General features: G+C 57.0%; 16 protein-coding genes. 10 read left to right on the plus strand and 6 right to left on the minus strand.

What is annotated here, in order from left to right; all coding sequences use genetic code 11:
* Positions 1–52 precede the first annotated feature (52 nt).
* On the plus strand, positions 53–799 hold the full coding sequence (gene phoC / locus SP68_RS15365) for an acid phosphatase PhoC (protein WP_008807621.1): 747 nt from the start codon (positions 53–55) through the stop codon (positions 797–799).
* 733 nt (positions 800–1,532) lie between these two features.
* On the opposite strand, the gene SP68_RS15370 is transcribed toward phoC, so the two are convergent.
* Positions 1,533–2,084: an NAD(P)H nitroreductase gene (locus tag SP68_RS15370; RefSeq protein ID WP_022065511.1), complete on the minus strand. Its 552-nt coding sequence runs from the start codon at positions 2,082–2,084 to the stop codon at positions 1,533–1,535.
* 165 nt (positions 2,085–2,249) lie between these two features.
* On the opposite strand from SP68_RS15370, the gene sppA reads away from it, so the two are divergent.
* The 5 genes from sppA (at position 2,250) to yajD (ending at position 7,828) form a co-directional block, all read left to right on the plus strand.
* Positions 2,250–4,103 carry a signal peptide peptidase SppA gene (gene sppA / locus SP68_RS15375; protein WP_008807623.1) on the plus strand — a complete coding sequence of 618 codons (1,854 nt, stop codon included), beginning with the start codon at positions 2,250–2,252 and terminating at the stop codon, positions 4,101–4,103.
* 138 nt (positions 4,104–4,241) lie between these two features.
* The gene (ansA, locus tag SP68_RS15380) at positions 4,242–5,261 is read left to right on the plus strand and encodes an asparaginase (RefSeq protein WP_008807624.1); all 1,020 of its coding nucleotides are present in this window, start codon (positions 4,242–4,244) and stop codon (positions 5,259–5,261) included.
* Positions 5,262–5,270: 9 nt separating this feature from the next.
* The gene (pncA, locus tag SP68_RS15385; RefSeq protein WP_012542094.1) at positions 5,271–5,912 is read left to right on the plus strand and encodes a bifunctional nicotinamidase/pyrazinamidase; all 642 of its coding nucleotides are present in this window, start codon (positions 5,271–5,273) and stop codon (positions 5,910–5,912) included.
* Between the two features lie 170 nt (positions 5,913–6,082).
* A complete protein-coding gene (gene chiD / locus SP68_RS15390) occupies positions 6,083–7,336 on the plus strand; it encodes a chitinase ChiD (RefSeq protein ID WP_012968474.1) in 1,254 nt (417 codons plus the stop codon).
* Positions 7,337–7,483: 147 nt separating this feature from the next.
* Positions 7,484–7,828: an HNH nuclease YajD gene (gene yajD, locus SP68_RS15395; RefSeq protein ID WP_002901254.1), complete on the plus strand. Its 345-nt coding sequence runs from the start codon at positions 7,484–7,486 to the stop codon at positions 7,826–7,828.
* Between the two features lie 96 nt (positions 7,829–7,924).
* Here the strand turns inward: yajD and SP68_RS15400 are convergent, their stop codons facing one another.
* The gene (locus SP68_RS15400; protein WP_012542095.1) at positions 7,925–8,203 is read right to left on the minus strand and encodes a YeaC family protein; all 279 of its coding nucleotides are present in this window, start codon (positions 8,201–8,203) and stop codon (positions 7,925–7,927) included.
* A 43-nt stretch (positions 8,204–8,246) separates the two neighbouring features.
* Positions 8,247–8,660: a peptide-methionine (R)-S-oxide reductase MsrB gene (msrB, locus tag SP68_RS15405; protein WP_040975806.1), complete on the minus strand. Its 414-nt coding sequence runs from the start codon at positions 8,658–8,660 to the stop codon at positions 8,247–8,249.
* Between the two features lie 337 nt (positions 8,661–8,997).
* Between msrB and gapA the strand changes: the two genes are divergently transcribed.
* Positions 8,998–9,993 carry a glyceraldehyde-3-phosphate dehydrogenase gene (gene gapA / locus SP68_RS15410; RefSeq protein WP_008807628.1) on the plus strand — a complete coding sequence of 332 codons (996 nt, stop codon included), beginning with the start codon at positions 8,998–9,000 and terminating at the stop codon, positions 9,991–9,993.
* Between the two features lie 74 nt (positions 9,994–10,067).
* Positions 10,068–10,952, plus strand: coding sequence for a D-hexose-6-phosphate mutarotase (locus SP68_RS15415; RefSeq protein WP_008807629.1), 885 nt, complete (start codon positions 10,068–10,070; stop codon positions 10,950–10,952).
* A 55-nt stretch (positions 10,953–11,007) separates the two neighbouring features.
* On the opposite strand, the gene SP68_RS15420 is transcribed toward SP68_RS15415, so the two are convergent.
* Positions 11,008–11,859, minus strand: a complete 852-nt coding sequence (locus SP68_RS15420; RefSeq protein ID WP_008807630.1) for an aldo/keto reductase — start codon at positions 11,857–11,859, stop codon at positions 11,008–11,010.
* Between the two features lie 94 nt (positions 11,860–11,953).
* Positions 11,954–12,700, minus strand: a complete 747-nt coding sequence (locus tag SP68_RS15425) for a MipA/OmpV family protein (RefSeq protein WP_008807631.1) — start codon at positions 12,698–12,700, stop codon at positions 11,954–11,956.
* Between the two features lie 416 nt (positions 12,701–13,116).
* Between SP68_RS15425 and yeaG the strand changes: the two genes are divergently transcribed.
* Positions 13,117–15,051, plus strand: a complete 1,935-nt coding sequence (gene yeaG, locus SP68_RS15430) for a protein kinase YeaG (RefSeq protein WP_008807632.1) — start codon at positions 13,117–13,119, stop codon at positions 15,049–15,051.
* An 85-nt stretch (positions 15,052–15,136) separates the two neighbouring features.
* Positions 15,137–16,420, plus strand: coding sequence for a YeaH/YhbH family protein (locus tag SP68_RS15435; protein WP_012968476.1), 1,284 nt, complete (start codon positions 15,137–15,139; stop codon positions 16,418–16,420).
* A 45-nt stretch (positions 16,421–16,465) separates the two neighbouring features.
* On the opposite strand, the gene SP68_RS15440 is transcribed toward SP68_RS15435, so the two are convergent.
* Positions 16,466–17,029: a hypothetical protein gene (locus SP68_RS15440; protein ID WP_008807634.1), complete on the minus strand. Its 564-nt coding sequence runs from the start codon at positions 17,027–17,029 to the stop codon at positions 16,466–16,468.
* Between the last annotated feature and the right edge of the window lie 64 nt (positions 17,030–17,093).

Raw genomic sequence — 17,093 nt, forward strand, 5'->3', positions numbered from 1 at the left:
TGACAACACAGAACTGTCTTCTCTGGAATGATTATGACGTAAGGAAATTCTAATGAAAAAGCGTGTTCTTGCTCTTTGCCTGGCCAGTTTCTTCTCCGTTAACGCCTTTGCTCTGGTTCCCCCCGGGAACGATGTCACCACCAAGCCCGATCTCTACTATCTGACCAATGCCCAGGCCATCGACAGCCTGGCGCTGTTGCCGCCGCCGCCGGCGGTGGGCAGTATCGCGTTCTTAAACGATCAGGCGATGTATGAGCAGGGGCGTCTGCTGCGCAATACCGAGCGCGGGAAGCTGGCGGCAGAGGATGCCAACCTCAGCGCGGGCGGCGTGGCCAATGCCTTCTCCAGCGCCTTTGGTTCCCCAATCACCGAGAAAGACGCGCCTCAGCTCCACAAACTGCTGACCAATATGATTGAAGACGCCGGCGATCTGGCGACCCGCGGCGCGAAAGAGAAATACATGCGCATTCGCCCGTTTGCGTTCTATGGCGTCTCCACCTGCAACACCACCGAGCAGGACAAGCTGTCGAAAAACGGCTCTTACCCGTCCGGGCATACCTCTATCGGCTGGGCCACCGCCCTGGTGCTGGCGGAGATCAACCCGCAGCGGCAAAATGAAATTTTGAAGCGCGGCTATGAGCTCGGCGAGAGCCGGGTGATCTGCGGCTATCACTGGCAGAGCGATGTCGATGCGGCGCGCATCGTCGGCTCCGCGGTGGTCGCTACGCTGCACACCAACCCGGCCTTCCAGCAGCAGTTGCAGAAAGCCAAAGACGAATTCGCCAAAACGCAGAAGTAACGTCATCGCCGTCGAACTCCCGGATGCGGCGCCTGGCGCGCCTTGTCCGGGCTACAAAAACCGCGATTGATTCGAATGGTAGGGGTTGTAGGCCGGGTCAGGCGCAAGCCGCCACCCGGCATAGATGCGGCTCCGAGCCTGCTGCCATCGCCCGGCGGCGCTGCGCTTGCGCGGCCAGCCGGACGGTTCCCTCTCCCTCCGGGAGAGGGCCAGGGTGAGGGGAAGCACTGCAGTGTGGTTGTTTATGTTATCTGTGGCTTCAGCGTAGTTTGCGCTCCCGGTTAATCGTCTGCGTTATGTCACTCATGGCGCCGGGGGTACAGGGGGCGGCCAGTCGCCGCCGCCCCCTGTACCCCCGGGCTCCGGCCAGCAAAATCGCCGCTACGCGGTCCCTTCGACTTATCCCTGCAGGCTTCGGGTCGGGCCGAGGCAGCGTCCCTGCAAAACACGGCCCTCAGCCCGCATCCATGCGGGCTGCCCCGGCCTGCCGGGAACGTCTCAGCGATGTTGAGGCCGCCAGCACCGGCAGTTTCAGCAAGAAAAGTGAATAAATTAACGACAGGTCGTACGAACGTAGGCCGGGTCAGGCGCGAGCCGCCACCCGGCACAAAATCGGCTCCGTGCCCGCTGTCCTTGCCCGGCGGCGCTGCGCTTGCGCGGGCCTACAGACAGTCAGAGCCGGATGCGTTGGCCGGGTAAGGCGCAGCCGCCACCCGGCATCACAAGCACCGACTCAGAAGCGCGTCACAAACGGCGCGGTATCCGGCAGGGCAATGGTGGTTGAGGCTTTTAGCTGCGGCGTCCCCAGATAGAGGAAGCCGACAATTTTATCCTGCTCGCGGCACGCGAAGCCGGCCCGCACCACCGGGCTCTCGGTCAATGCTCCGCTGCGCCAGATGCCATTGAATCCCTGGGCCAGGGCCGCCATCTGCATCGCCATCACCGCGCAGCCAGCGGACATCTCCTGCTCCCAGCGCGGCACCTTCGGGTGGTCTTCACAGTGCGCGACCACTGTAATGATCAGCGGCGCGCGGAACGGCGCATTGCGGGCTTTCTCTATTCCCTTCTCATCCTGGCCGGCCTCTGTGGCCCCTTTTTCCAGCAGCTGGCTGAAGCGCTCGCGGCCGTCATCGGCGATAATAAAAAAGCGCCACGGCTGCAGGGTGCCATGATCCGGGGCGCGCAGCCCGGCGCGCAGAATGTTTTCCAGCTGTTCGCCAGCCGGGGCAGGTTCCGCCAGGCGAGAAGCGCTCCGGCGATTAAGCAGTAGATCGAGAGCATCCATCTGTATAACTCCTGTGATGTCATTTTTCATAAAATTAACATGCACAAGGATTTTGTTACAGCGTGGTCGGTGATTCCTGCTGACAACCGACGGCTCACTCTTTAGGATAGCCAGACGCGGCGGCCCCTGCGGCCTGCCCTTTTTAGATAACGTTAGGGAGAAGACATGCGAACCCTTTGGCGACTGATTGCCAGCTTTTTTAAATGGACGTGGCGGATACTCAACTTTATTCGCAAACTGGCTCTGAATGCGATCTTCCTGGTGCTGGTGCTGGTGTGTATCGGTATCTGGAGCCAGTTCAGCACCACTACCAGCGAACATGCCGCGCGCGGCGCGCTGTTGCTGGATATTACCGGCGTGGTGGTGGATAAACCTTCCGCCAGCAGCAAGCTCGGCGTAATTGGCCGCCAACTGTTTGGCGCCAGCTCGGACCGTCTGCAGGAGAACTCTCTGTTCGATATCGTGCAGACCATTCGCCAGGCGAAAGATGACCGCAATATCACCGGTATTGTGCTGGATCTGAAAAACTTCGTTGGCGGCGATCAGCCGTCCATGCAGTACATCGGTAAAGCGCTGCGTGAGTTCCGCGACAGCGGCAAACCGGTCTATGCCGTCGGCAGCAGCTACAGCCAGGGCCAGTACTACCTGGCGAGCTTTGCCAACAAAATCTGGCTCTCACCACAGGGCGAGGTTGACCTGCACGGCTTCGCCACCAATGGGCTGTACTACAAATCACTGCTGGATAAGCTGAAGGTCTCCACCCATGTCTTCCGCGTCGGCACCTATAAATCCGCCGTCGAGCCTTTCATTCGCGATGATATGTCCCCTGCCGCCCGCGAGGCGGACAGCCGCTGGATTGGCGAACTGTGGCAGAACTACCTCAACACCATTGCCGCCAACCGCCAGATCACCGCCCAGCAGCTATTCCCGGGCGCCCAGGGCATTATCGATGGCCTGCGTAAAGTGGGCGGCGATACGGCAAAATATGCGCTGGACAATAAGCTGGTGGATGAGCTGGCGACCTCCACGGAAGTGGAAAAGGCGCTGACCAAACAGTTTGGCTGGAGCAAAACGGATAACAATTACCGGGCGATCAGCTATTACGACTACAACGTGAAGACACCGTCTGACGAAGGTTCCGCCATTGCGGTGATCTTTGCCAACGGCGCCATCATGGATGGCGAGGAGACCCCGGGCAACGTTGGTGGCGATACCACGGCTGCGCAAATTCGCGATGCGCGCCTCGACCCGAAAATTAAGGCCATCGTTCTGCGCGTTAACAGCCCGGGCGGTAGCGTGACCGCCTCAGAAATTATCCGTGAAGAGCTGGCGGCAGCCAAAGCCGCCGGTAAACCGGTAGTGGTCTCGATGGGCGGCATGGCTGCATCTGGCGGCTACTGGATCTCCACCCCAGCGGATTACATCGTCGCGAACCCGAGCACCCTCACCGGCTCCATCGGCATCTTTGGCGTAATCAACACCGTGGAAAATACCCTCGGGTCGATTGGCGTCCATACCGACGGCGTCGCCACGTCGCCGCTGGCGGATGTCTCCAGCACCAAAGCGCTGCCGCCGGAAGTGCAGCAGCTGATGCAGTTGAGCATTGAGAATGGCTATCAGCGCTTTATCACACTGGTGGCTAACGCCCGTAAGAGCACGCCGGAGAAAATCGACCAGATTGCCCAGGGACACGTCTGGACCGGGGAAGATGCCAAAGCCAACGGCCTGGTCGACAGCCTCGGCGACTTCGACGATGCGGTGGCTAAAGCCGCCGAGCTGGCCAAGCTGAAAACCTGGCACCTCAACTACTATCAGGAAGAGCCGACCTTCTTCTCGATGGTGCTGGATAGCCTGACCGGCTCGGTACGCGCCTCGCTGCCGGCGGCCATTCAGGCCTGGCTGCCTGCACCAGTCGCCGCGGCGGCCGAGACGGTGAAAGCGGAGAGCGACAAGCTGGCGGCGTTTAACGACCCGCAGAACCGCTATGCCTTCTGCCTGACCTGCGCCAACATCCGTTAGTACGCAGCGGCTGCCCCGTCTCCCGGGGCAGCCTTTTTCCCGCACCTGCCAACACCGCCACAAAGCCAGCGACCGACACTGTATTTTTTCCTGCGTCTCTTTATACTGCGCCTGTCTACGACCAACCTAAGCGATGCTATGCAAAAAAAATCGATTTACGTTGCCTACACCGGTGGGACCATCGGTATGCAGCGCTCTGAACACGGCTATGTACCCGTTTCCGGCCATCTGCAGCGTCAGTTGGCGCTGATGCCTGAGTTCCATCGTCCGGAGATGCCGGACTTCACGATCCATGAATACCATCCGCTGATGGATTCATCCGATATGACCCCTGAGGACTGGCAGCACATCGCCGACGATATCCGCAGCCATTACGATGAGTATGATGGCTTTGTGATCCTCCATGGTACCGACACCATGGCGTTTACCGCTTCGGCGCTGTCGTTCATGCTGGAAAACCTTGGCAAGCCGGTCATTGTGACAGGGTCACAAATCCCGCTGGCCGAGCTGCGTTCTGATGGTCAGATTAACCTGCTCAACGCCCTCTACGTCGCCGCCAACTATCCGATTAACGAAGTGGCGCTGTTCTTCAACAATCGACTGTTTCGCGGCAACCGCACCACTAAAGCCCACGCCGACGGCTTCGACGCTTTCGCCTCGCCAAACCTCGCGCCGCTGCTGGAAGCCGGGATCCATATTCGCCGTCTCGGTACCCCGCCGGCGCCGCAGGGCCGCGGAGAGCTTATCGTGCACCCCATCACCCCGCAGCCGATTGGCGTGGTGACGATTTACCCCGGCATCTCCGCCGACGTGGTACGCAATTTCCTGCGCCAGCCGGTGAAAGCGCTGATCCTCCGCTCCTATGGCGTCGGCAATGCCCCACAGAATGGCGAGTTTATTCAGGTGCTGGCGGAAGCCAGCCAGCGCGGTATTGTGGTGGTCAATCTGACGCAATGCATGTCCGGGAAAGTGAACATGGGCGGCTATGCCACCGGCAACGCCCTCGCCCAGGCGGGGGTCATCAGTGGTTTCGATATGACGGTGGAAGCGACGCTGACCAAGCTACACTATCTGCTTAGCCAGCAGCTGGATGTTGACGCCATTCGCGCGGCGATGCAGCAAAATCTGCGTGGCGAACTAACCCCCGACGAGGCTTAAGGAGGACGTATGGCACATCGAGCGCTGTTACTGGTTGATTTGCAGAACGACTTTTGCGCCGGCGGCGCGCTGGCGGTTCCTGAAGGCGACAGTACCGTCGAGGTGGCTAATGCGCTTATCGACTGGAGCCTGGCGCGCGGCGAGCCCATCGTCGCCAGCCAGGACTGGCACCCGGCGGATCACGGCAGCTTCGCCAGCCAGCACCAGGTGGCACCCTACACCCAGGGCGAACTCGACGGCCTGGCGCAGACCTTCTGGCCGGATCACTGCGTGCAGCACAGCGAAGGCGCGGCGCTGCATCCGCTGCTCAAACAGCAGGCGATCAACGCCGTGTTCCATAAGGGGCAAAACCGGGTCATTGACAGCTACAGCGCTTTTTTTGACAACGGTCACCGGCAGAAAACTGAACTGGACGGCTGGCTGCGCGGCCAGGGCATCGTGGAACTGACCGTCCTCGGCCTCGCCACCGATTACTGCGTCAAATTCACCGTGCTGGATGCCCTGGCGCTGGGCTATATGGTCAATGTCATCATCGACGGCTGTCGCGGCGTTAACCTGCAGCCGCAGGACAGCAGCCAGGCGTTTATGGAGATGGCCGCCGCGGGCGCCACGCTGTATACCCTCGATGACTGGCGGGAATCTCAGGCCTGATCCCTCCCCCCGGCGCCCTCGCGCCGGGTCTTCTTCTGCCGCCTCGCTATCGTCCATAAATTGAACTCTCTCGCAGTTTCAACAGGTTATTGCTGGTAGTCTGGCAAGGCTGTTTTTTCGCCACGCCATTTCCGTGGCGTGGTTATTTTTTATGTCAAAGAGGAACCACTATGAAACGTTTGCCCTTGCTGGCAGCCTTGCCCTTGCTTTGCGCTTCCGCGCTCTCTGCCCAACCTCTGATGTCCGTCGGCTATTTTAACGGCGGCGGCGACGTCACTGCCGGGCCCGGCGGCGATATCGATAAGCTGGACGTCCGGCAGATCACCCATCTCAACTACTCGTTTGGTCTTATCTATAACGATGAAAAAGACGAGACTAATGCGGCCCTGAAGGATCCCGCTCATCTGCACGAGATCTGGCTGTCGCCGAAGGTGCAGGCGGATCTGCAAAAGCTCCCGGCCCTGCGTAAACAGAACCCGGACCTCAAGGTCCTGCTGTCGGTCGGCGGCTGGGGGGCGCGCGGTTTCTCCGGCGCGGCGGCAAGCAAAGAAACCCGTAAGGTGTTTATTCAGTCTGCGCAGGAAATTGTTGAAAAATATGGTCTGGATGGGATTGACCTCGACTGGGAGTTTCCGGTCAACGGCGCCTGGGGGCTGGTTGCCAGTCAACCGGCCGATCGCGATAACTTTACCGCGCTGTTAAAAGAGCTGCGCGCAGCGTTTGGTACCAGGAAACTGGTCACTATTGCCGTGGGGGCTAACGCAGAAAGTCCGAAAAGTTGGGTGGACGTTAAAGCGATTGCGCCATCGCTCGACTACATCAACCTGATGACCTACGACATGGCCTACGGCACGCAGTACTTCAACTCGAACCTGTATGACTCCAGCCACTGGCCAACGGTCGCTGCGGCGGATAAATACAGCGCCGATTTTGTGGTCAACAATTACCTGGCCGCCGGGCTTAAACCCAGCCAGATGAACCTCGGGATTGGTTTTTATGGCCGGGTACCGAAACGGGCAGTTGAACCGGGGATTGACTGGACGAAAGCGGATGCGCAAAACAATCCGGTCACCCAGCCCTATTTTGGGCCACAGGAGGTCGCGCTGTTTGCCTCGCTGGGTTATGACCTGAGCAAAGACACCTACGTAAAATACAACGATATCGTGGGCAAACTGCTCAACGATCCGCAAAAACGTTTTACCGAGCACTGGGACGATGAAGCGAAGGTTCCGTGGCTGTCAGTGCAGTCCGCGGAGGGCAAGCCGCTGTTCGCCCTGTCCTATGAGAACCCGCGATCGGTGGCCATTAAGGCGGACTATATCAAGGCGAAGGGCCTCGCCGGGGCCATGTTCTGGGAATATGGCGCCGATGACCAGAATCAGTTGGCCCGTCAGTTGGCGGAATCGCTGGGGATCAAACACTAGTCACGCCCCTTCCCCTCGGGCTGCGTGACGCAGACAACATCGCCTGCAATGCAGGTATATCGCGCAGCCCGGGATAGGTTATGATGCCAGTTATCCGCTGCGCCACGCGCTGGCGCAGCTTAACCGTTTGACAGGAGGCAGGGGGCCATGGCCTATATCCCCAAAAATTACGCGCGTCTGGAAGTGGGTTACCGCGAAAAGGCGCTCAAGCTTTTTCCCTGGGTGTGCGGACGCTGCTCACGGGAGTTTGTCTACTCCAATCTGCGCGAGCTGACGGTGCACCACATCGATCACGACCACTCCAATAACCCGGAAGATGGGAGTAACTGGGAGATGTTGTGCCTGTATTGTCACGATCACGAACATTCCAAGTACACCGAAGCCGATCAGTATGGCTCCACGGTGGTGGCGGGCGAAGATGCGCAAAAGAGCGTCGGTGAGGCCACCTACAACCCGTTTGCCGATCTGAAAGCGATGATGAACAAAAAGTAAGCATGCCGATCTGGCCGCTGCGCGCGGTCGTTCACGCTGATGCTGTCCGGCGCGGGGTGACCCCGACGCCGGAACCACGCGCCGCCGGCTGGCGCTTTATTGCAGCTTAACGGTGGCGATCGGCTTTGGCACGATGCCGAAATCTTCCTTCAGCTGCTGTTTACTCTTCATCACCATCTGCCCGCGGGTGTCGATGGTCATGTGCTGGGCTTCGGTGTTATACCGGGCCTGCCACAGCATCACCAGCTGCAGGCTATTTTCCTTTTGCTCCGGCGTCAGCGCCACGCCATCCGGCCATTTTCCCAGCTCCACCGCCGTCGCCAGACGCTGGTAAACTTCCGGCGTCATACTGTCGATAATTTGCTCAATATCCATCTTCCGCTCCACTCCGCTTGGAATAATTTGCTGAATCGTTTCTTCAACCCTTAATCTGCTCGCCATTCTGCTCATCAGTGAAGCTCAGCGACGCCGAATTCACACAATAGCGCTCGCCGGTCGGCTGTGGGCCATCCGGAAATACGTGGCCGAGATGGGCGTCACAATTTCCACAACGGATTTCAATGCGCTGCATGCCGTGCGAATTGTCGGTCAGATAGCGAATGGCCTCATCGCTCACCGGCTCATAGAAGCTCGGCCAGCCGCAACCGGAGTCGTATTTGGTTTGGGAGTTAAACAGCGGCGCATCGCACACCAGGCAGTGATACACGCCATTTTTCTTGTTGTGCAGCAGCCGTCCGGTGAAAGGCGGTTCGGTGCCGTGATGCTGCGTCACGTAAAACTGCATTTCGCTTAAGCCGTTTTTCAGCTCTTCCGGGGAGGGTGTATTCGCCATGGGCTTACATCTCGCTTTGCAATGGACAACTTTCGCTCCAATTCTAACAAAACATTAACAATGAAGCGTGCACTTTTGTTCTAAACTTATGCGGTGCCAACAGGCAGCCAGATAATTGTGACTTAAATCACGTTTTTATCTTAAATGCCCTTTAAAATTCCGCGCGCAGCCCCCATATGGAATTGGGCTCAAAGGGAGAGTGAGGCAAATCAATCGCGCAAGGTGTGCTCAGGATTGATTTGTCGCAATGATTGACACGATTCCGCTTGACGCTGCGTAAGGTTTTTGTAATTTTACAGGCAACCTTTTATTCACTAACAAATAGCTGGTGGAATATATGACTATCAAAGTAGGTATCAACGGTTTTGGCCGTATCGGTCGCATTGTTTTCCGTGCTGCTCAGAAACGTTCTGACATCGAGATCGTTGCAATCAACGACCTGTTAGACGCAGAGTACATGGCTTACATGCTGAAGTATGACTCCACTCACGGTCGTTTCGACGGTACCGTTGAAGTGAAAGACGGTCATCTGGTCGTTAACGGTAAAAAAATCCGTGTTACCGCTGAACGTGACCCGGCTAACCTGAAGTGGGACGAAGTTGGTGTTGACGTTGTTGCTGAAGCAACCGGTATCTTCCTGACCGACGAAACCGCTCGTAAACACATCACCGCTGGCGCGAAAAAAGTCGTTCTGACTGGCCCGTCCAAAGACAACACCCCGATGTTCGTTCGCGGCGCTAACTTCGAAACTTACGCTGGCCAGGACATCGTTTCCAACGCTTCCTGCACCACCAACTGCCTGGCACCGCTGGCTAAAGTTATCAACGACAACTTCGGTATCGTTGAAGGCCTGATGACCACCGTCCACGCGACCACCGCGACTCAGAAAACCGTTGATGGCCCGTCTCACAAAGACTGGCGCGGCGGCCGCGGCGCAGCTCAGAACATCATCCCGTCCTCTACCGGTGCTGCTAAAGCAGTAGGTAAAGTACTGCCAGAACTGAACGGCAAACTGACCGGTATGGCGTTCCGCGTTCCGACTCCGAACGTATCCGTTGTTGACCTGACCGTTCGTCTGGAAAAAGCAGCGTCCTACGAAGAAATCAAGAAAGCCATCAAAGCCGCTTCTGAAGGCGCAATGAAAGGCGTTCTGGGTTACACCGAAGACGACGTTGTTTCTACCGACTTCAACGGCGAAGTTTGCACTTCCGTGTTCGATGCTAAAGCAGGTATCGCACTGAACGACAACTTCGTGAAACTGGTTTCCTGGTACGACAACGAAACTGGCTACTCCAACAAAGTTCTGGACCTGATTGCTCACATCTCCAAATAAGTTGAGATGAAAAAGTAATCTGTAAGAGCGACTTCGGTCGCTCTTTTTTTTGTCTGCAGAGATAGGATTGCACAATGATAAATAAAATTTTTGCTCTCCCGGTGAATGAAACCATTTCTCCCGTGATCTCCCGTCGCCAGCTGGACGACCTGGAGCTGATTGTCATCGACCATCCGCAGGTGAAAGCCTCTGTGGCGCTGCAGGGAGCGCACCTGCTCTCCTGGAAACCCGCCGGTGAAGAAGAAGTCTTGTGGCTGAGCAACAACACCCCATTTAAACAGGGCGTCGCCCTGCGCGGCGGCGTGCCGATTTGCTGGCCCTGGTTTGGCCCTTCCGCGCAGCAGGGTCTGCCGTCGCACGGCTTTGCCCGCAATCTGCCATGGACCCTGGAAGGTCATGACGAAGACGACAGCGGCGTCATGTTGACCTTTGCGCTCCAGCACAGCGCCGAAACCATGAAGCTCTGGCCGCACGAATTCACCCTCTATGCCCGCTTTAAGCTGGGCAAAACCTGCGAAATCGAGCTGGAAGCCCACGGTGAATTCGAGACCACCTCTGCCCTGCATACCTACTTCAACGTCGGCGATATCGCGGCGGTGAAAGTGAGTGGTCTTGGCGAGCGCTATATCGATAAAGTGAAGAATGCCGAAGAAGGCGTCCTGAGCAACGGCGTGCAGACCTTCCCGGACCGCACCGACCGCGTCTACCTTAACGCTGACAGCTGCAGCGTGATCCATGACGATGCGCTTAACCGCACTATCGACGTCGTGCATCATCATCAGCACAACGTGGTGGCCTGGAACCCGGGCCCGGCGCTGTCCGTCAGCATGGGCGACATGCCGGACGATGGTTACAAAACCTTCGTTTGCGTCGAAACCTGTTGCGTGACCCAGCCGCAGAAAGCCAGCGAAGAGACCCCCTCTCGCCTGGCGCAGACCATCAGCCTGAAAAAACGCTAACAGCAAAAAGCCCCGTTCCCGACGGGGCTTTTTTCTCCGCTGGCTGAGGTGCTGATTAAACCATATCCAGCCGGGTTTTTCGCTGCGGTGGTGGATAGAGGCGATCCAGCTGCGCGAGCTCTTCCGCACTGAGGACGATATCGAGCGCGGCAGCATTCTGCACCACATGCTCAATACTGGCCGCTTTCGGGATCGCCAGCACTCCCGGATGACGAATCACCCAGGCGAGCAGCAGCTGCGCGACTGTCACCCCCCGCGCGTTAGCCATATTAATGATATCGGTATGCTGAAAAAGTCCATCGCGTAAGCGCCCCGCCTGCGCCAGCGGGCAGTAGGCCATCACCGGCAGAGTGTGCTGCTGGCACCAGGGCAGGAGATCGTATTCAATGCCCCGCGATGCGAGATGATAGAGCACCTGGTTGGTCGCGCAGCGTTCGCCACCCGCCGTCCGCCACAGCGCCTGCATATCGTCGGTGTCCAGATTAGAGACGCCCCAGCGGCGGATCTTGCCCTCGGCCACCAGCCTCTCCATCGCCTCGACCGTCTCCTGCAGCGGGATATCCCCGCGCCAGTGCAGGAGATACATATCGAGATAGTCGGTCTGCAGCCGGCGCAGGCTGTTTTCACAGGCGCGGCGCATCGCCGTTCCGCCGGCGTGCCAGGGATAGACTTTGGACACCAGCACCACGCGATCGCGCAGGCCGCGGATCGCCTGCCCGACGACCTCTTCCGCCCCACCGTCGGCATACATTTCCGCCGTATCGATCACCGTCAGTCCGTGGTCGATGCCCGCGCGCAGTGCAGCCACTTCCTGCGGACGCTGGGCGCTGTTTTCGCCCATATACCACGTGCCCAGCCCGATGGCCGGAACCGCCGCCTGCTCGCCAAAGCGTACTGTTTTTTTCACCGTCTCCTCCTCTTTAGCTTTCTGCACCACCATAAAGCAAAACAGGGCGTGAAGCCCTGTTTTGATGCATAAAGCGCACTGTAATGATGCACAATCAGAAGGTGTAGGTAATCCCGGTTGAGATCAGGCCGCTCCAGGATTTGTCCACCATCGGGCTGTCGGTAATTTCATCCGACAGACGGGTATAGCGTGCAATGCCGTATACGCTCCAGTCGCCGAGGAAGCGATAGTTAGCCGACAGCTCCAGATACGGGTTCCAACTGCTGTCCGGATCGTAGCTGCGCATGCCGCTGCGACGGGACTCATGCTGCGAGACACCATAGTAGTATTCGTTCTGATTGTCGCTGTTCCACTCCACGCCAATGCCCGGCGTCAGCGTCAGGTTACCATTGGTGTAGCGGTACAGCCAGGCGAGATCCCAGTTGATACCATTACTGTTATCCAGCGTATCGCCTGCAATCGTCGTGCGCAGGAAACCATAGGGCGTGTTGTGGACATAAGACAGACCGGCCATCACGGTCGATTTACGTTTATCCAGTTGACGCATTTGCGCGCTGTCGCTGTCGCCCGGCTTGAAGTACATCGGCGACCAGTAGGCCGTTATTGACAGCTTATCGTTGGTGTCGTTCCACAGGTAGTAGCCCCCGCCCAGACCGTGGAACCAGAAGTTATCGCTCTCATAACTAATGACCGGCACCGGGTAGACATCCGCATCATATTGCTTATACGGATGTTCGACGATGCCTACGCCAGCCCCAAGAGTGAACTTCCCGTCGGCATGCGCCGCGCTGGCGGACGTCGCAATCAGCACGCCGAGTGCCAGAAGTTTGATTTTAGTCACAATCCATATTCCCGTTGTCAAATTATCAGCCCGTGCAGTTTACCGTCGTAGACCTCATGCCTCAAATTCTTTACCCGACATGACACAAATCGTTCACTTTCCCACCCTTCTCTTACCATGAGGTGACAGCCCGGTGACAGCTTCGCGTCCTGGCGTGTCAAAAAGCGTCATTTTCAGGATGAGTTATTGATATGTCATTGAAATTGATTTTCTGCGGCATGCAAGATTTCTAAATGCATCTACGCTTAAATTTAGAAGGTGTAATTGCAGGGCACATTCACGCTACTCCACCCGCAACCTGGCATAAGGGTTGCTGGATATCTGGAGAGCGACGTTCAGCTTATGTCTTCCGGGGGCCCCCACTACTCATATGAACGGCTCTCAACCTGTGCTAAAAAACGAAAGGACGGCATGCCATGAATATATTCGATCACTATCGCCAGCGCTATGAAGCTGCCAAGGACGAAGAGTTCACACTGCAGGAGTTTCTTACCATCTGCCGGCAAGATCGCAGTGCCTATGCCAATGCGGCAGAACGTCTGTTGATGGCCATTGGTGAACCCGTCATGGTTGATACGGCTCTCGAGCCGCGGCTATCCCGTCTCTTTTCAAACCGGGTCATCGCACGCTATCCGGCCTTTGAAGAGTTTTACGGTATGGAAGACGCCATTGAGCAGATCGTTTCCTATCTCAAGCATGCCGCCCAGGGGCTGGAAGAGAAGAAACAGATCCTCTATCTGCTGGGGCCGGTGGGCGGTGGTAAATCGTCGCTGGCTGAACGGCTGAAAGCGTTGATGCAGCGCGTGCCCATCTATGTGCTGAGCGCCAACGGCGAGCGTAGCCCGGTCAACGATCACCCGCTGTGCCTGTTTAATCCGCAGGAGGATGCCCAGATCCTTCAGAAAGAGTATGGCGTGCCCACCCGCTACCTCGGCACCATCATGTCGCCGTGGGCGGCCAAGCGCCTGCACGAGTTTGGCGGCGATATTACTAAATTCCGCGTGGTCAAAGTCTGGCCATCGATTCTTGAGCAGGTCGCCATCGCCAAAACCGAACCCGGTGATGAAAACAACCAGGATATTTCGGCGCTGGTCGGTAAAGTGGATATCCGTAAACTGGAACACTATGCGCAAAACGACCCGGACGCTTATGGCTACTCCGGTGCGTTGTGCCGTGCCAACCAGGGGATTATGGAATTCGTCGAGATGTTTAAAGCGCCGATTAAGGTGCTACATCCGCTGCTGACCGCCACCCAGGAAGGGAACTACAACGGGACCGAAGGGATCTCTGCCCTGCCGTTTAACGGGATAATCCTCGCCCACTCCAACGAATCGGAATGGGTGACCTTCCGTAATAACAAGAACAATGAGGCCTTCCTCGACCGCGTCTATATCGTCAAGGTGCCTTATTGCCTGCGTATCTCCGAAGAGATCCGCATCTATGAAAAATTGCTCAACAGCAGCGAGCTGACCCACGCGCCGTGCGCCCCGGGCACCCTGGAAACGCTGGCGCGCTTCTCGATTCTGTCGCGTCTGAAAGAGCCGGAAAACTCAAGCATCTACTCGAAGATGCGGGTCTATGATGGCGAAAGCCTGAAAGATACCGACCCGAAAGCGAAATCCTATCAGGAGTATCGCGATTACGCCGGGGTGGATGAAGGGATGAACGGGCTCTCCACCCGTTTTGCCTTTAAGATCCTGTCACGGGTGTTTAACTTCGACCATGTCGAGGTGGCCGCCAACCCGGTGCATCTGTTCTATGTCCTGGAGCAGCAGATTGAGCGCGAACAGTTCCCACAGGAGAACGCCGAGCGCTACCTGGAATTCCTCAAAGGCTATCTGATCCCGAAATACGCCGAGTTTATCGGCAAAGAGATCCAGACCGCTTATCTGGAATCCTACTCCGAGTACGGGCAGAACATTTTCGATCGCTATGTCACCTACGCCGACTTCTGGATCCAGGATCAGGAGTATCGCGATCCGGATACCGGTCAGCTGTTTGACCGTGAGTCGTTGAATGCTGAGCTGGAGAAAATTGAGAAGCCGGCCGGGATCAGCAACCCGAAAGACTTCCGTAACGAAATCGTCAACTTTGTGCTGCGCGCCAGAGCCAACAACAGCGGACGTAATCCGAACTGGACCAGCTACGAGAAACTGCGCACGGTTATCGAGAAGAAAATGTTCTCTAATACCGAGGAGCTGTTGCCGGTCATTTCGTTTAATGCCAAAACATCAACCGATGAGCAGAAAAAACACGACGACTTTGTCGACCGCATGATGGAAAAAGGCTACACCCGCAAACAGGTTCGCCTGCTCTGCGAGTGGTACCTGCGGGTTCGTAAATCGTCCTGATGCGTCAAGCCCGGCGGCACGCCGCCGGGTCAACTGCAGCTGAATGATGATAAGCAAAGTTGGCTAATGCAGTACAGGAGGGCATATGACCTGGTTCATAGACCGACGCCTGAACGGGAAAAACAAAAGCGCCGTCAATCGCCAGCGCTTTTTGCGCCGTTATAAGGCGCAGATTAAACAGTCGATTTCCGAGGCTATCAACAAGCGCTCGGTGACCGATATTGAGAGCGGAGAATCCGTCTCGATCCCGACGGACGATATCAACGAGCCGATGTTTCATCAGGGTCGCGGCGGCCTGCGCAACCGCGTCCACCCGGGCAACGATCATTTTGTGCAAAACGACCGGATTGAGCGCCCGCAGGGCGGTGGCGGCGGCGGTGGCGGCGGTCAGGGGCAAGCCAGCGCCGACGGCGAAGGGAAGGATGAGTTTGTCTTCCAGATTTCGAAAGATGAGTACCTGGATCTATTATTTGAAGATCTCGCCCTGCCGAACCTGAAGAAGAATCAGCACCGGCAGCTTAACGAGTTTAAAACCCATCGCGCGGGCTTTACCTCGAATGGGGTGCCAGCCAACATCAGCGTAGTGCGTTCGCTGCAGAACTCGCTGGCCCGGCGTACGGCGATGACCGCTGGCAAGCGCCGTGAACTGCGCGCCCTGGAGGAGGATCTGGAGACCATCAGCCGCAGCGAACCGGTGCAGCTGCTGGAGGAGGAGCGCCTGCGCAAAGAGATTGCTGAGCTGCGCGCCAAAATTGAACGGGTGCCGTTTATCGACACCTTTGACTTGCGCTACAAAAATTATGAAAAACGGCCGGAGCCCTCCAGCCAGGCAGTGATGTTCTGCCTGATGGACGTCTCAGGCTCGATGGACCAGGCCACCAAAGACATGGCCAAGCGCTTTTATATCCTGCTGTATCTGTTCCTCAGCCGGACCTATAAAAACGTCGATGTGGTCTATATCCGCCACCATACCCAGGCAAAAGAGGTGGATGAACACGAATTCTTCTATTCTCAGGAAACCGGCGGCACCATCGTCTCCAGCGCCCTGAAGCTGATGGATGAAGTGGTGCAGGCCCGTTATGACCCGGCGCAGTGGAATATCTACGCCGCCCAGGCGTCGGATGGCGACAACTGGGCCGATGACTCCCCGCTGTGCCACGAACTGCTGGCGAAGAAAATCCTGCCGGTGGTGCGTTATTACAGCTACATCGAAATTACCCGCCGGGCGCATCAAACCCTGTGGCGCGAGTATGAACATCTGCAGGCGACCTTTGATAATTTCGCCATGCAGCATATCCGCGACCAGGAAGATATCTACCCGGTATTCCGCGAACTGTTTCACAAGCAGTCATCTAAAAGTGAAGCTTAATTAAATACTCAGCCAGTGAGTCGAGTGACTTGCTGGCTGTTTTCCTCAGACACAAGGCCCGATGGCACATCCATACATCATGTAAAATGGAAACAACGGGGCCATGGCGACGGCGCCAAGCGAGCTAATCGTTTTGGTCTTATCATTGATTGATACCACAACGGGGTGCGCTAACTGGTAGGCGGCGGCCAGATCTGACGCGTCCGATGCAGTCCAAAATCCTGTCGCTTTAAACAACACCCCGAGGCGATCGTTATCAATTTGCACCGCATGATACTGATTCACCAGCTCGCTATGCTGCCCGGCATCCAGTTTGCGCTGATCCATCACCACCAGATATTCCGCCGTCACCTCATGTTGTTCCACGACAAAGTTAACCCGCACGCCGGAAGCCTGTTGATGAAAGCGTTCATAAAAGGTCTTATAACGCTGATATTCCTGAGGCACACCGTCACGGACAAAGCGGTAACTGTATTTCGCTGAGCTGGCGACAATACCGGACTCTGTGGGTTTCATCGCCACAATGGTATCCCGAGGCGGCAAGTTTGGCGTGCTGGTACATCCTGCGAGTATCGCCACCACCACCAGCGATAAGACATATTTCATCATTTTCAGCCGTTCCTGTTCGCGATTTTCTCTATGACATCTGGCGTTTTTTTAACACTCCAGGTAC

The sequence above is a fragment of the Klebsiella variicola genome, from assembly GCF_000828055.2.
Taxonomy (GTDB): Bacteria; Pseudomonadota; Gammaproteobacteria; order Enterobacterales; family Enterobacteriaceae; genus Klebsiella; species Klebsiella variicola.

Coding starts and splice junctions, on each gene's coding strand:
- SP68_RS15400 (WP_012542095.1), bottom strand. CDS start 8,203: ATGGATATTGAGCAAATTATCGACAGTATGACGCCGGAAGTTTACCAG.
- phoC (WP_008807621.1), top strand. CDS start 53: ATGAAAAAGCGTGTTCTTGCTCTTTGCCTGGCCAGTTTCTTCTCCGTT.
- yeaG (WP_008807632.1), top strand. CDS start 13,117: ATGAATATATTCGATCACTATCGCCAGCGCTATGAAGCTGCCAAGGAC.
- pncA (WP_012542094.1), top strand. CDS start 5,271: ATGGCACATCGAGCGCTGTTACTGGTTGATTTGCAGAACGACTTTTGC.
- SP68_RS15370 (WP_022065511.1), bottom strand. CDS start 2,084: ATGGATGCTCTCGATCTACTGCTTAATCGCCGGAGCGCTTCTCGCCTG.
- sppA (WP_008807623.1), top strand. CDS start 2,250: ATGCGAACCCTTTGGCGACTGATTGCCAGCTTTTTTAAATGGACGTGG.
- SP68_RS15435 (WP_012968476.1), top strand. CDS start 15,137: ATGACCTGGTTCATAGACCGACGCCTGAACGGGAAAAACAAAAGCGCC.
- gapA (WP_008807628.1), top strand. CDS start 8,998: ATGACTATCAAAGTAGGTATCAACGGTTTTGGCCGTATCGGTCGCATT.
- chiD (WP_012968474.1), top strand. CDS start 6,083: ATGAAACGTTTGCCCTTGCTGGCAGCCTTGCCCTTGCTTTGCGCTTCC.
- ansA (WP_008807624.1), top strand. CDS start 4,242: ATGCAAAAAAAATCGATTTACGTTGCCTACACCGGTGGGACCATCGGT.
- SP68_RS15440 (WP_008807634.1), bottom strand. CDS start 17,029: ATGATGAAATATGTCTTATCGCTGGTGGTGGTGGCGATACTCGCAGGA.
- msrB (WP_040975806.1), bottom strand. CDS start 8,660: ATGGCGAATACACCCTCCCCGGAAGAGCTGAAAAACGGCTTAAGCGAA.
- yajD (WP_002901254.1), top strand. CDS start 7,484: ATGGCCTATATCCCCAAAAATTACGCGCGTCTGGAAGTGGGTTACCGC.
- SP68_RS15415 (WP_008807629.1), top strand. CDS start 10,068: ATGATAAATAAAATTTTTGCTCTCCCGGTGAATGAAACCATTTCTCCC.